Below are 13,371 nucleotides of genomic sequence, written 5' to 3'. Positions count from 1 at the left end.
GCATGCGCACGCGCGTGCTCCCGACCCGGCGCCGCGGCGGACGCGGTGACACGTTCGGTCGCGCGACCGAGGGCATCGCACGGGGCATGGGCACGCCGTGGTTCCTCATCGGCCTCACCCTGTTCTGCGTGGTCTGGATGGGCTACAACACCCTCGCGCCGAAGCCGTGGCAGTTCGACTCGGCAGCGATCGGCTTCACCGCACTGACCCTGGTGCTGTCGCTCCAGGCCTCGTACGCCGCGCCGCTCATCCTGCTCGCGCAGAACCGGCAGGACGACCGCGACCGCGTGCAGTTCGAGCAGGACCGGCAGCGCGCCGAGCGGAACCTGGCGGACACCGAGTACCTGGCACGCGAGGTCGTCGCACTCCGGCTGGCGATGCGCGACATGGCGTCGAAGGACTTCATCCGTGCCGAGTTGCGATCCCTGCTCGAGGAACTCGACCGGCGCGACGCCGACGACGCCGGGTACGCGAACGAGCCCGGCAGCTCCACCCGTGGCTGACGCGGCCGCCGCCGACGAGCAGCTGGGCACGGCGGTCCTCGCTGCGCTCGGCCGCGTGATCGACCCGGAGATCCGTCGGCCCGTCACGGAGCTCGACATGATCCGCGGGGTGGACGTGCAGCCAGGAGGCGCGGTGTGCGTCGACCTGCAGCTCACGATCGTGGGGTGCCCCGCCGCCGACACCATCGAGCGCGACGTGCGCGTCGCAGCGGGTTCCGTCGACGGAGTGTCGTCGGTCACCGTCGACGTCTCGGTGATGGCCCCCGCGACGCGTGCCGCACTGACCGAGCGCCTGCGCGCCGGCAGGCCGAACGGCATCCAGTTCACCCCGGACTCACTCACCCGTGTCATCGCCGTCACGAGCGGCAAGGGGGGTGTCGGCAAGTCGACGGTCACCGCCAACCTCGCCGTCGCACTCGCCCGCCGGGGCCTGCGGGTCGGGATCGTCGACGTCGACGTGCACGGCTTCAGCATCCCCGGGCTGATGGGACTGACCGACGAACACGGCGTCGCGCCGCGTCCGACCCGGGTGGACAGCATGATCCTGCCGCCCGTCGCCCACGACGTGAAGGTCGTGTCGATCGGCATGTTCGTCGACGACGCCTCCACCGCGGTGTCCTGGCGTGGCCCGATGCTGCACCGCACCGTGAACCAGTTCCTGACCGACGTGTTCTTCGGTGACCTGGACGTCCTGCTGCTCGACCTGCCGCCCGGCACCGGCGACGTCGCGATCTCGGTCGGCCAGCTGCTCCCGCACGCCGAGGTCCTCGTCGTCACGACCCCCCAGGCCGCCGCGGCCGACGTCGCCGAGCGCAGCGGGATCGTCGCTCGGCAGACCGGCCAGCGGGTGATCGGGGTCATCGAGAACATGGCGGGCCTCGTGCAGCCCGACGGCTCGGTCCTGCACCTGTTCGGCGAGGGCGGCGGCGCCGAGACCGCGGCCCGACTGTCCCGTGGGCAGGACGCCCCCGTCCCGGTGCTCGGCAGCGTGCCGCTGTCCGTGCCGTTGCGCGAGGGCGGGGACACCGGCCTGCCGGTCGTGCTCGCCGCGCCGGAGGACCCCGCGGCCGTCGCACTCGCCGCGATCGCCGACGGCATCACGACCATGGGGCGCGGACTGGCCGGACGGAAGCTCGGCCTGTCGCTGTCCTAGGCTCGTTGCCATGAGCATGGATCACGTCAGCGTCGACTGGGACCGCGCCCGCGACACGAACCGGGCGAACTGGGACGACCGGGTCCCCATCCACGAGGGTGCCTACGCGATCGACGAACTGTCCGACCCGAGGCACCGCTCCGACGTCGTGCGCGACGACCTGCCGGTGTTGACGCCCTGGCTGCCGAACGGATCGCTCGCCGGGCTCGACGTCTGCCACCTGCAGTGCCACATCGGCACCGACACCGTGTCGCTCGCCCGCGAGGGCGCCCGGCTCACCGGGGTCGACTTCTCCCCCGCGGCACTCGCGTCCGCTGCCGGCCTCGCGACGCGGCTCGGCCTCGACGTCACCTGGGTGGAGACCGACGTGCTCGACGCCCGCGCTGCGGTCACCGGCGACTTCGACGTCGTCTACACGAGCATCGGGACGATCACCTGGCTCCCCGACCTCGACCGCTGGGCCGCACAGGTCGCCGGCCTGCTGCGCCCGGGCGGGGTGTTCTTCATCCGAGACGGTCACCCGGCGCTCTACGCGCTGGACGAGTCCGCCGACGAGCTCGTCACCCGGTACCGGTACTTCCCGGACGGCACCGCGCAGCAGTGGGACGACGCCGGCACCTACGCCGGCGACGGCTCCGTCGCGAACACCCGGACGTTCGAGTGGCCGCACCCGCTGTCCGAGATCGTGAACGCCCTGCTCGGCGCCGGACTCCGACTCCGCCGCCTGGACGAAGGGCGCACCCTGCCCTGGCGCTTCAGTCCCCGCATGGAGGACACCGGCGACGGTTCGTGGGCGTGGCCGGACGTCGATCGTGACCGGATCCCCCTGACCTACACGATCGTCGCCACCCGCGACTGACGACTCGGGCACTCGCCCGTCCACCTGACGCACGCCTGTACGTTCGTTCATGGACAGGTCGTTCCACCCCGGAGCATTATGCAAGGGCATTGCACAATGCCCTTGCGGAATGTGACCGCCAGGGCTCCACCCGTCGGACGAGGACGTCCGGCCGAGGACAGGAGAACCGTGTGAACCAGAACACCCGCGTGCGATCGGGCCTCGTGGCCACCGTCGCCGCCGTCATCGTCGCCGGGGGCTCGCTCGCAGCAGCGCCAGCCCTCGCCGCGACGACCTGCGCGACCACCTGGAGCGCCGGCACCGCCTACAACGGCGGAGCCACCGTCAGCGAGAACGGAACGAACTACACCGCGAACTGGTGGACGCAGGGCGACGACCCGGCAACCCACTCGGGGGCGACGGGCAGCGGCCAGCCGTGGACCTCCGCCGGGGCCTGCACCGGTTCCGGCGGCGGCACCACGCCTCCCGGTGGGGGAACGACGACCCCGGGCACGGGCGGGAGCGGCGGCACCGCCAAGGGACTGGTGTTCAGCCCGTACAAGGACATCACCGTGAACCTCGACTGGAACACGAACGTGATGAACACCGCCGTCACCGGCACCCGCATCCCGGTCGTCGGCTCGAGCAACAGCCTCGTGTCCACCCGCGAACCCGGTCTCAAGACGATCACCCTCGCCTTCGCGACCGGCACGTGCGGCAGCGAGAACTGGGGCGGTGTCGCGGCGGATGCCTTCGCGAACGCGAACATCCCGAAGCTCGATGCCGCCGGGGTGGACTACATCGTGAGCACCGGTGGAGCCGCCGGTTCGTTCAAGTGCTCGGGCGCGGCGCTGCAGAGCTTCATCGCCCGGTACGCCACCCCGCACATGATCGGCGTCGACTTCGACATCGAGAGCGGCCAGTCCGCCGCGGACGTGCAGAACCTGGTGAGCGCCGCTGCCCTCGCCCAGGCGAAGTACCCGGGCATGCGCTTCTCGTTCACGCTCGCGACCCTGGCCGCCAGCGACGGCTCGTACGGCGGGCTGAACAGCACCGGCGACGCCACCGTGAAGGCGATCAAGGCGTCGACCCTGACGAACTACACGATCAACCTCATGACGATGGACTTCGGCCGCGCGACCGCCGCGAACTGCGTGCTCTCCGGCTCCACCTGCCAGATGGGCAAGTCGGCGATCCAAGCCGTCACGAACCTGCAGCACACGTACGGCATCGCGTCGTCGAAGATCGAGGTCACCCCGATGATCGGCGTCAACGACACCACCGACGAGGTCTTCACCCTCGCCGACGTCGACACCCTGTCCACCTACGCGAAGGCGAACGGCCTCGCCGGGATCCACTCCTGGTCGCTCGACCGGGACACGCCCTGCGCCTCGACCACGGCATCGCCGACCTGCAGCTCCGTCCCGAGCGCACCGGCGCTCGCCTGGACGGACCGGTTCCTCGCCGACCTGCGGTAGCCACGCTCGACCGGTTCACCTGGTCGAATCGGGCGTACCTGGTCGATTCTTTCGACCAGGTACGCCCGATTCCGCGTTCCATCGCGAGGGCTTTGGGAAGGAACGACGCGACACGACCACCGGAAGTACGGGAGGCCCGTGGCGGATCCGCCACGGGCCTCCCGTACGTCTCGTGGTCACGTGACGGGCGTCAGGTCGCTTCCGCGTCGAAGGGTGGCGCTTCCCCCACGGCCAGCGGCACGACGGGAGCCGTCGCGCGCACCTTGGACGCGGTCACCTGCGCGGTCTGGACCGCGGCGGCACTGCTGGCGCCGCCGGAGTCGAGGAGTGCATCGCGGATGATCCGGCGGGGGTCGTACTGTCGCGGGTCGAGCTTCTGCCACTCGATGTCGTCGAACTCCGGGCCCATCTCGTCTCGCATCCGCTCCTTCGCGGTGTCGGCGAACCGGCGGACGGCCTTTACGAACTCGGCCAGTTTCTGGGCGTACATCGGCAGGCGCTGGGGCCCGAGCAAGAGCACGGCAATGATCCCGATGATCAGGATCTTGTCGAGCGGGATGTTCACGTGAGCGAGCCTAACCCGTGCGGCTCGGATGCACCCCTAGAGTTGTCATCCGAACGGAGTGTGCGTGTCAGAGAAAGAGTCGAACTGGAAGTTCGCCGAGGACATCGTCTCGGAGTCCGAGGCGATCGCCCGCGCTCGTGAGCACTCCCTGGAGCTCGGTGTCGAGGCGATCTCGCCCGCGATCGGCGCGCAGATCGGCGTCATCGCCGCAGCGTCCCGAGCCACGAGCATCATCGAGATCGGGACGGGCCTGGGAGTCTCCGGGCTGTACCTGCTCGGCGGCGCGCCGGACGCGACCCTGACCACGATCGACGTCGAGGTCGACCACCAGCAGTTCGCCCGCGACGCCTACATCAGCGCCGGCACCGCTCCCGCCCGGATCCGGCTCATCCCGGGCCGCGCGAACCAGGTGCTTCCCCGGATGAACGAGGCGTCGTACGACGTCGTCCTGGTCGACGCCGACCCCGAGCACGTCATCGAGTACGTCGAACACGGACTGCGGCTCGCGCGCCTCGGCGGGACCGTCCTGGTGCCGCACGCACTGTGGCGCGGACGCGTGGCCGACCCCGTCAAGCGGGACCGGGCGACCACCGACTTCCGGCTGCTGCTCACCGAGGTGTCGACGTCGGGCGCAGTGCGGAGTGCGCTCTCGCCGGCGGGCGACGGGCTGCTGCAGCTGACGAAGGTCACCGCGTAGCGCACGCTGCGTCCCCCTCGCCGTCGGTCACTCGAGGTGCCGGAGGTACCGCTCGGGTGATTCGAGGAACGAGCGCTGGTTGCGCACCAGGTCGAGCTCGTCCCACTCGGTGCGCCGGAACCCCCACTCGCCGACCTCGTGGATCGTCGCGCCCGGGAACGCCGCCAACACCGGCGAGTGCGTCGAGAGCACGACCTGTCCGACCCCGCTGTCGACGATCGACCGCAGCAGCGCGATGAGCGTCAGGCACCCGGAGAAGGACAACGCCGACTCGGGTTCGTCGAGGATCCAGAGTCCGGGCCACTGCGCGCGGTCGATGACGAAGTCGAGGAACGCCTCCCCGTGGCTGCGTTCGTGGAACACCGGCTCCGGGCGGGAGTGGTTCGGGTGGTCCTCGAGGTAGGTGAAGAAGCCGTGCATGGTCTCGGCGCGCAGGAAGAAGCCGCCGCGGGGCGCACCGAAGTCACGGCGGAGGACGATGTGCTCCCACAGGTCCGACTCGGACGGGCGCGTCGAGTGGTTCGCCAGGGTGGAGCCGCCCTCCGGTGACATCCCGAAGCGGAGCGCGATGGCCTCGATCAGGGTCGACTTGCCGACACCGTTGTCGCCGACGAACACCGTCACGGGGTCGAGGTCGAGCCCCTCGTCGAGCAGCTGCCGCACCGGGGGCAGCGTCGCCGGCCAGACGTCACGCGGCATCGGGTCCGGGTCGCGGTACTCCTCGACGCGGCGGATCGGCATGTGGGTCCTCGGCACGAGGCCATCCTGCCGGACGCAGACGACGGGCCCGGCGCGTACACGCTCCGGGCCCGTCGTTCTGGTGCTTTCGACTACTAGGCCGAGACGACCTCAGCGAGTGCGTCGTGGAGTTCCTTGGCCTCGGCATCGTTGACCGAGACGACCAGGCGGCCTCCTCCTTCGAGCGGAACCCGCACGATGATGAGTCGACCCTCCTTAACAGCCTCCATCGGCCCGTCACCGGTCCTCGGCTTCATGGCTGCCATCAGATGTCCCCTTTCGTGCAGTACATGCCCGCTCATTATCTCGTATTGATGGGGCAACTGCGAAACCGCCCAGGTTGGGGGTGTCGGATCGGCGGTTCTTCGCGGGTTGCGTTCGTAACCTTGGCGGATGCCGAACATCCGCTCCACGCGCCGTCAGTCCCCCAACGGACGACCCGAGCGGGCCACGCGGTCCGCGCGGTCCGACGACGCCGTGCCCGCCGGCCTGCGGATCGGCGCGGCGTTCACCTGGCGCATCCTCGTCGTGGGTGCCGGGCTCGCGGTCCTCGTGGCGCTGGTCGTGCTGCTGCAGGACATCGTGGTGCCGTTCCTCATCGCGCTGCTGGTCTGCGCGCTGCTCATGCCGATGTCGTCGTTCCTGCAGCGGCACCGGTGGCCGAAGTGGACGGCGGTGCTGTCGAGCCTGGTGGCCCTGGTGCTGGCACTCGGCGGGCTCGCGCTGCTCGTCACCGAGCAGGTGCGGTCCGACCTGCCGTCCCTCGAACGCCGACTCCACCACAGCGTGCAGTCGCTCCGGACCCTGCTCGACAGCGAGCCGTTCGGGATCACGGCGAAGGACGTCGACGGATGGGTGTCGAACGGCTTCGACTACCTGCAGGCGCACGCTTCGACGATCCTGTCCGGGTTCCAGGCCGCCGGCACCGGCGCCGTGCACGTGCTGGAGGGGCTGTTCATCGTCGTGTTCACGACGCTGTTCGTGCTCATCGACGGTCCGCGCATCTGGGGCTGGGTCGTCCGGCTCTTCCCGCGTCGTGCCCGCGCGCGCATCGACGTCGCCGGGCACGCCGGCTGGAAGACCCTGACGAGCTTCATCCGTGTCCAGCTGGTGGTCGCCGTCACCGACGCCCTCGGCGTGACCATCGGCGCGCTCGCCCTGCAGATCCCCCTGGCGATCCCGATCGGCGTCGTCGTGTTCTTCGGTGCGTTCGTCCCCGTCGTCGGCGCGATCGTCGCCGGTGCGGTCGCGGTGCTCATCGCCCTGGTGTTCAACGGGTGGGTACCGGCGCTGGTGATGCTCGGGATCGTGGTCGTGGTGCAACAGCTCGAGAGCCACGTGCTGCACCCGTTCCTGACGGGCACCGCCGTGAAGGTGCACCCGCTCGGGGTCGTCCTCGGGGTGACCGCGGGCACGACGATCGCCGGGGTCGTCGGCGCGTTCTTCGCCGTGCCGTTCATCGCCACCGTCAACGCGATGGTCGTGGCGGCGGCGAACTGGCGGCCGGGTGACCCGGAACCGATGTCAGCGACCGTGCCGAAGCGCGAGCGGAGCGGCCCCGCTGCACGGCTCCTGGCCCGCGCCCAGGCGCGAGAGCGCCGCGCCGATCACGGCGGGGTCCAGTCGTAGCCGTCGATCCACCAGCAGGAGTACAGCCAGACCCACTGCAATCCGACGAAGGCCACCACGACGGCCACCCGGTACACGCGTGACCGCGGCAGCGCCACGATGCCGAGCAGCGGGGCGATCGGCACCAGGATCCGCCACGTGCTCGACTGCGGGAAGAACACGGCGAGCAGGTACACGACGTAGGCGATGCCCCAGAGCCGCAGCTCGATCCCGATCCGACGTGCCGCGGGCATGCAGACGAACGCCGCGAAGCCGACGACCACGGCGGCCAGCAGGATCCCGCCGGCCGGCTGGTGGAACCACCAGCCGAAGCCCTGGATCCACGGCGCGAACGGCACGAGCTCCTGCCACCCGATGTACGACGACCGCCAGGCGAGCTCGGTGTCGGTGTACGCCTTCGGCACCCCGGTGACGGCCCAGGCGATCGCCGGCCACGCCAGGCCCACCAACCCGGACACCACCGCGACCACGGCTGGCGGCACGAGCCGGCGCAGGGTGAGCGGCTCCGACGACCGCACCCACGCGGGCCGGATCGCCCATGCGCCGACGAACAGGACGACGAGCAACGAGAAGGCGAGTCCGGTCGGCCGGGTCATGCCGAGCAGCAGCACGACGGGCAGCATCGTCCACCACCGCCGGTCGACCATGAGCAGGAGCGCGACGAGCAGCAGGAACAGCCCCATCGACTCGGCGTACGCCACCTGGAACATCGCCGACACGGGCGCGACGCAGAACAGCACGGTGGCGAAGGTCGCCCGTGCCGGGTCGAGGAAGCGCCCCATCAGGCGGCGGAACACGAGGGCAGCACCGAGTCCGGCGAGCAAGGACACCGACACCGCGACGAGTTCGAACGACGCACCGGTCAGCAGCATGAGGCCGCGCACCAGGAACGGGTACGCCGGCATGAACGCCCACGCGTTCTCGGTCACGTGCCCTGCCGCGTCGACGGGCAGGGTCGACGGGTAGCCACCGGTCGCGATCACGCGGTACCAGGCGCCGTCCCAGATGGACGCGAACGACAGGTACGCCGGGTGCTGGACGGTGAACGAGTTCGCCGCTTGCACGCTCGCGAACGCCTGCATCATCAGTCCGGTGACGAACCGCGCGAGCACGTAGACGACCGTGATGCGGACCCACCACGGCACGACCCGGTACCGGGCTCGCCAGCGGGTGCGTGCAGGGGTCGGCCGGGGGACCCCGGCCGTCGTCAGGCCGTCAGCCACCGACGGAGGCCGGCCTCGACCGCGGTGATCTGCGCGACCGGGACCTGCTCGTCGTCGTGGTGGGCGAAGACGGGTTCACCGGGGCCGTAGTTGACCGCGGGCACGCCGAGTGCCGAGAAGCGCGCGACGTCGGTCCAGCCGTACTTCGGACGGGGCTCCGGGCCGCCGACCGCGGCCACGAAGTCCTGCGCGAGCGGGGCGTCGAGGCCCGGTCGGGCACCGGCGGCGAGGTCGACGATCGTGACCTCGTACCCGTCGAAGAGCTCGCGGATGTGCGCGACGGCCTCGTCGGCGGAGCGTGAGGGCGCGAAGCGGTAGTTCACGTGCACCATCGCCTCGTCCGGGATGATGTTGCCCGCGATGCCGCCGCTGATGCCGACGGCGTTCAGGCCCTCGCGGTACTCGAGCCCGTCGACCGTGACGGTGCGGGGCTCGTAGGCGGCCAGGGTCGCCAGGATCGGTGCCGTCTTGTGGATCGCGTTGTCGCCGATCCAGCTGCGGGCGCTGTGCGAGCGCTTGCCGAACGTGCGGATCTCGGCGCGGAGGTTGCCGTTGCAGCCACCCTCGATCTGCGCGCCGGACGGCTCCCCCAGGATCGCGAAGTCGGCCGCCAGCAGCTCCGGACGGGTCCGGGCCAGACGACCGAGGCCGTTCAGCAGGTCGCTGACCTCCTCGTGGTCGTACCAGACCCAGGTCACGTCGACGGAGGGCTCGACCAGGTCGTACGCGAGCTTGAGCTGGACCGCGCAGCCGGCCTTCATGTCCACGGTGCCGCGACCCCAGAGGATCTCGGTGCCGTCCTCGGCGGTGCGGAACTCCGTCGGCAGGTTGTCGTTGAGCGGCACGGTGTCGATGTGCCCGGCGATCACGACGCGGCGCTCGCGCCCGAAGTTCGTGCGTGCCACGATCGCGTCACCGTCGCGGATCACCTCGAGGTGCGACAGCGGCGTGAGCACCGCCTCGATCGCGTCGGCGAGGGCCTGCTCGTTCCCCGACACCGATTCGATGTCGCAGATGGCACGGGTGATGTCGATGGACGAGGCGGTGAGGTCGAGCTGCTCCGGCATGCGGTCACCTTATCGGCCGCCGCTTGCGTCGCGCTGGCCGACGGCACGGGGGTCCGGGAGGCACGGTGCCGGTCCGCAGCGTCCGTCCGGTCGGTCCGGTGCTCCCGTCCAGGGCGTCGGTACCCTGGTGCGGTGACCGACACGACCGCTGCCACCGACCCGACCGCCGCCGACCGCCCGACGCACGCCTGGGGCCACGGCCTCGCGACGATCGCCGCCGACGGCACGACGCTCGACACCTGGTACCCGGAGACGCACCTCGGCGCGCTGCCGACCGACGCGGAGTTCCCCGCGGAACTGCAGGTGCACGTGGGCGACGACCCCCGCCGCGAGGTCCGGATCGAGGCCGTCACCACCGAGGTCACCATCGACGCCGCACCGACCAGCACCGAGGACGCGTACCTGCGCCTGCACCTGCTCAGCCACCTGCACGTGCGTCCGACCACCATCAACCTCGACGGGGTTTTCGGCTTCCTGCCGATCGTCGCGTGGACGAACGCCGGGCCGGTGCACCCGGAAACCCTGACCCGACTGCGCCCGTCGCTGCAGCGCGCGGGCATCGCCGTGCACGCCATCGACAAGTTCCCACGCCTGCTGGACTACGTCGTGCCCGACCGCGTCCGCATCGGCGACGCCAACCGCGTCCGCCTCGGCGCGCACCTGGCGCCGGGCACGACCGTCATGCACGAGGGCTTCGTGAACTTCAACGCCGGCACCCTCGGCGACGCCATGATCGAGGGCCGTGTCTCGCAGGGCGTCGTCGTCGGACACGGCACCGACATCGGCGGCGGGGCGTCCATCATGGGCACACTCTCCGGCGGTGGCACGCACCGGGTCTCCCTCGGCGACCGCGCACTGCTCGGCGCGAACGCGGGCCTCGGCATCTCGCTCGGCGACGACTCCGTGATCGAGGCCGGCCTGTACGTCACGGCCGGCACGAAGGTCGTCCTGGTCGGCGCCGCCCCGAACCCGGACGGCACGCCGAAGACCGTCAAGGCGGCGGAGCTCTCCGGCGCCCCGAACGTCCTGTTCCGCCGCAACAGCCTGTCCGGCGCGGTCGAGGCCCTGCAGCGCGCGGGCGAGGGCATCCAGCTCAACACCGCGCTGCACGCGTAGCTGAGATCCACCACCGGAACGCTTTGCTGATATGTAACCTCTTGTGTGTCAGACATCGACTCCCCTACGGTCGAATCGGCGCCGCGCTGTCGCGGCGCCTCGAGATGAAGGGGAAGAAGATGTCACTTCGCACCACCGGTACGGCGATCGGATCAGCTGTCGCCATCATTGCGTCGAGCTTGCTCATCGCTCCGTCTGCTCACGCAGAGGGCCGCTCAGCGCTGAGCGGCCCGACCGCGACCGCGATGTCGCAACCGCTGGCGAACATCACGTCAGAGCAGCTCGATGTCGCCGTTGCTGAAGCCCGCGCAGGCGGGTACGTCACCGACGAGCGCGTCGGGAGCGACGGCGAGCGAACGACGACCGTCGAGCTCGGAGACGGCTTCTCGTTCGATCTCGTGCAGAGCGATCCCCGAGCCCGTCTGGGTGCGGGCAGCGACAAGTACGGAACGTACGTCTCCTTCAACGCGACTGATCAATCCGCCATCATCAGCGGTGCAGGCTGGGCCCTCGGCGCGGCCGTCTGCGCGATCAGCGCGGGGACCTTCTGCGTGGTGGCCGGAGCGATCATCGCCGCCGCGACGTGGGCGGTGACCACCAACGGCATTCGGTGCGGATCGAAGTCACTCCGCGTCTACCCCTTCAGCGGTTCACGGAACCCTCGTTGTGTGTGAGACCAGAACAGGTCGGAGCGAATTGATGCGCGTACTCGTCGCGATCGTCGTCAGCATCTGCTTGATCGCCTTCGGCGTCGTCATCACGACGTCGCCGGCGACGGCCGGACTGTGGACGAGCAACGCTCTGGGTGCTGTCGCGCTCTTCGCGGCCATCCTGCTCACCGGGACCGCGATTCGCCGCCACCGTAGGCGGCCCTGAGCCCGAGGCGTCCGCGAGGAGGCGACGGGCTCAGCGTGCCCCCGGTGCGGAAGTGAGGCACGGTGCCAGCTGGCACCGTGCCTCCTGTCCGTCACCGAGCGCGTCAGCGCGTGGGGAGATCCCGCTTCGGGGCACCCACGTAGAGCTGCTGCGGGCGGCCGATCTTGTTGAGCGGGTCGTTGTTCAGCTCGCGCCACTGCGCGATCCAGCCGGGCAGGCGGCCGATCGCGAACAGCACCGTGAACATGCGCGGCGGGAAGCCCATCGCCTTGTAGATGATGCCGGTGTAGAAGTCGACGTTCGGGTAGAGCTTGCGGTCGATGAAGTACTGGTCGCTCAGCGCGATCTGCTCGAGCTCCTTCGCGATGTCGAGCAGGTCGTCCTGCACGCCGAGGGACTCGAGGACCTCGTCCGCCGACTCCTTGACGAGCTTCGCGCGGGGATCGTAGTTCTTGTAGACGCGGTGTCCGAAGCCCATGAGCTTCACGCCGCGCTCCTTGTTCTTCACCCGCTCGACGAAGCGCTGCACGGGCTCGCCGGAGTCCTTGATCTGCTGCAGCATCTCGAGCACGGCCTCGTTCGCGCCGCCGTGCAGCGGGCCGTACAGGGCGTTGATGCCGGCGGAGATCGACGCGAACATGTTCGCCTTCGTCGAGCCGACCAAGCGCACCGTCGCCGTGGAGGCGTTCTGCTCGTGGTCCTCGTGCAGGATGAGGAGCCGGTCGAGGGCCTTCGACAGCACCGGGTTCGGCTGGTACGTCTCGGCCATGGTGCCGAAGTTCAGGCGCAGGAAGTTGTCGACGAACGACAGCCCGTTGTCCGGGTACAGGAACGCCTGGCCGATGGACTTCTTGTGCGCGTAGGCGGCGATCACCGGCAGCTTCGCGAGCAGCCGCACGGTCTGCAGCTCGACCTTCTCCGGGTCGTCGACGTCCATGTCGTCCTCGTAGTACGTCGACAGAGCACTGACGGCACTGGACAGCACGGACATCGGGTGCGCCGAGTGCGGGAGGGCGTCGAACAGGCGACGGAGGTCCTCGTGCAGCAGGGTGTGACGACGGATGCGGGCGTCGAAGTCGGCGAGTTCGGACTCGCTGGGCAGCTCGCCGTAGATCAGGAGCCACGCGACCTCGAGGAACGTGCAGTTCGACGCGACCTGGTCGATCGGGTAGCCGCGGTACCGCAGGATGCCCTGGTCGCCGTCGATGTAGGTGATGGCGCTCTTGGTGGACCCGGTGTTCACGAACCCGTAGTCGAGCGTGTTCATGCCGGTCTGCTTCTTGAACGTCGAGATGTCCATCGTGGACGCGCCGTCGACGCTCGGCAGGATCGGGAACTCCGCGCTGCCACCCGGGTACGTCAGCGTCGCGGTCTCGCCCGTCTGTTCGGCGGCGGGACTCACGGGCACGGGCGTCGTGGGCGGTGTGGCCGTCTTCTGAGCGTCGTTGGCAGTGTCAGTCACGGTGACAGCCTAATCGCGGCGTCTGT

Annotated in this window: 15 protein-coding genes; 9 read left to right on the top strand and 6 right to left on the bottom strand. The window is 70.0% G+C overall.

The features are described 5' to 3' along the window. Positions 1-2: 2 nt before the first annotated feature. From KZI27_RS06355 to KZI27_RS06340, 4 genes are all read left to right on the top strand, one after another. Positions 3-503, top strand: a complete 501-nt coding sequence (locus KZI27_RS06355) for a DUF1003 domain-containing protein (protein WP_111085044.1) — start codon at positions 3-5, stop codon at positions 501-503. Next, a complete protein-coding gene (locus KZI27_RS06350) occupies positions 496-1,656 on the top strand; it encodes an Mrp/NBP35 family ATP-binding protein (RefSeq protein ID WP_222660000.1) in 1,161 nt (386 codons plus the stop codon). The genes KZI27_RS06355 and KZI27_RS06350 overlap by 8 nt, the downstream gene beginning before the upstream one ends. Before the next feature lie 10 nt (positions 1,657-1,666). After that, complete coding sequence (locus KZI27_RS06345; protein WP_222659998.1) at positions 1,667-2,515, top strand: class I SAM-dependent methyltransferase; 849 nt, start codon at positions 1,667-1,669, stop codon at positions 2,513-2,515. Positions 2,516-2,685: 170 nt separating this feature from the next. Further along, entirely contained in the window at positions 2,686-3,972 is a 1,287-nt protein-coding gene (locus KZI27_RS06340; RefSeq protein WP_222659996.1) for a carbohydrate-binding protein, read from the top strand. A gap of 190 nt (positions 3,973-4,162) precedes the next feature. Here the strand turns inward: KZI27_RS06340 and KZI27_RS06335 are convergent, their stop codons facing one another. Then, positions 4,163-4,537 carry a twin-arginine translocase TatA/TatE family subunit gene (locus KZI27_RS06335; RefSeq protein WP_123313339.1) on the bottom strand — a complete coding sequence of 125 codons (375 nt, stop codon included), beginning with the start codon at positions 4,535-4,537 and terminating at the stop codon, positions 4,163-4,165. A gap of 64 nt (positions 4,538-4,601) precedes the next feature. Between KZI27_RS06335 and KZI27_RS06330 the strand changes: the two genes are divergently transcribed. Then, the gene (locus tag KZI27_RS06330; RefSeq protein ID WP_123294100.1) at positions 4,602-5,234 is read left to right on the top strand and encodes an O-methyltransferase; all 633 of its coding nucleotides are present in this window, start codon (positions 4,602-4,604) and stop codon (positions 5,232-5,234) included. 27 nt (positions 5,235-5,261) lie between these two features. Here the strand turns inward: KZI27_RS06330 and KZI27_RS06325 are convergent, their stop codons facing one another. Together KZI27_RS06325 and KZI27_RS06320 are read right to left on the bottom strand one after the other, a co-directional pair. Next, positions 5,262-5,990 carry an AAA family ATPase gene (locus tag KZI27_RS06325; protein ID WP_111084985.1) on the bottom strand — a complete coding sequence of 243 codons (729 nt, stop codon included), beginning with the start codon at positions 5,988-5,990 and terminating at the stop codon, positions 5,262-5,264. Between the two features lie 77 nt (positions 5,991-6,067). Continuing rightward, positions 6,068-6,238, bottom strand: coding sequence for a DUF3117 domain-containing protein (locus KZI27_RS06320; RefSeq protein ID WP_017887054.1), 171 nt, complete (start codon positions 6,236-6,238; stop codon positions 6,068-6,070). A 127-nt stretch (positions 6,239-6,365) separates the two neighbouring features. On the opposite strand from KZI27_RS06320, the gene KZI27_RS06315 reads away from it, so the two are divergent. Continuing rightward, positions 6,366-7,601 (top strand): AI-2E family transporter, encoded by a 1,236-nt coding sequence (locus KZI27_RS06315; protein WP_261784116.1) that lies wholly within the window; start codon positions 6,366-6,368, stop codon positions 7,599-7,601. On the opposite strand, the gene KZI27_RS06310 is transcribed toward KZI27_RS06315, so the two are convergent. Then, positions 7,580-8,824, bottom strand: coding sequence for a hypothetical protein (locus KZI27_RS06310; protein ID WP_222659994.1), 1,245 nt, complete (start codon positions 8,822-8,824; stop codon positions 7,580-7,582). The two genes, KZI27_RS06315 and KZI27_RS06310, sit on opposite strands and share 22 nt — an antisense overlap. Beyond that, positions 8,809-9,891 carry a succinyl-diaminopimelate desuccinylase gene (gene dapE / locus KZI27_RS06305; RefSeq protein WP_222659992.1) on the bottom strand — a complete coding sequence of 361 codons (1,083 nt, stop codon included), beginning with the start codon at positions 9,889-9,891 and terminating at the stop codon, positions 8,809-8,811. The genes KZI27_RS06310 and dapE overlap by 16 nt, the downstream gene beginning before the upstream one ends. Positions 9,892-10,023: 132 nt before the next feature. Between dapE and dapD the strand changes: the two genes are divergently transcribed. From dapD to KZI27_RS06290, 3 genes are all read left to right on the top strand, one after another. After that, complete coding sequence (dapD, locus tag KZI27_RS06300) at positions 10,024-11,007, top strand: 2,3,4,5-tetrahydropyridine-2,6-dicarboxylate N-succinyltransferase (protein WP_222659990.1); 984 nt, start codon at positions 10,024-10,026, stop codon at positions 11,005-11,007. 119 nt (positions 11,008-11,126) lie between these two features. Further along, a complete protein-coding gene (locus tag KZI27_RS06295; RefSeq protein ID WP_222659987.1) occupies positions 11,127-11,681 on the top strand; it encodes a hypothetical protein in 555 nt (184 codons plus the stop codon). 25 nt (positions 11,682-11,706) lie between these two features. Further along, positions 11,707-11,883, top strand: coding sequence for a DUF308 domain-containing protein (locus KZI27_RS06290; RefSeq protein WP_222659984.1), 177 nt, complete (start codon positions 11,707-11,709; stop codon positions 11,881-11,883). Between the two features lie 103 nt (positions 11,884-11,986). Here KZI27_RS06290 and KZI27_RS06285 read toward each other — a convergent pair whose 3' ends face one another. Beyond that, complete coding sequence (locus KZI27_RS06285) at positions 11,987-13,285, bottom strand: citrate synthase (RefSeq protein ID WP_222661212.1); 1,299 nt, start codon at positions 13,283-13,285, stop codon at positions 11,987-11,989. Between the last annotated feature and the right edge of the window lie 86 nt (positions 13,286-13,371).

The organism is Curtobacterium sp. TC1, assembly GCF_019844075.1.
Taxonomy (GTDB): domain Bacteria; phylum Actinomycetota; class Actinomycetes; order Actinomycetales; family Microbacteriaceae; genus Curtobacterium.
This window is presented reverse-complemented; position numbering and strand designations above follow the sequence as displayed.

Coding starts and splice junctions, on each gene's coding strand:
- dapE (WP_222659992.1), bottom strand. CDS start 9,891: ATGCCGGAGCAGCTCGACCTCACCGCCTCGTCCATCGACATCACCCGT.
- KZI27_RS06355 (WP_111085044.1), top strand. CDS start 3: ATGCGCACGCGCGTGCTCCCGACCCGGCGCCGCGGCGGACGCGGTGAC.
- KZI27_RS06295 (WP_222659987.1), top strand. CDS start 11,127: ATGTCACTTCGCACCACCGGTACGGCGATCGGATCAGCTGTCGCCATC.
- KZI27_RS06345 (WP_222659998.1), top strand. CDS start 1,667: ATGAGCATGGATCACGTCAGCGTCGACTGGGACCGCGCCCGCGACACG.
- KZI27_RS06320 (WP_017887054.1), bottom strand. CDS start 6,238: ATGGCAGCCATGAAGCCGAGGACCGGTGACGGGCCGATGGAGGCTGTT.
- KZI27_RS06290 (WP_222659984.1), top strand. CDS start 11,707: ATGCGCGTACTCGTCGCGATCGTCGTCAGCATCTGCTTGATCGCCTTC.
- KZI27_RS06315 (WP_261784116.1), top strand. CDS start 6,366: ATGCCGAACATCCGCTCCACGCGCCGTCAGTCCCCCAACGGACGACCC.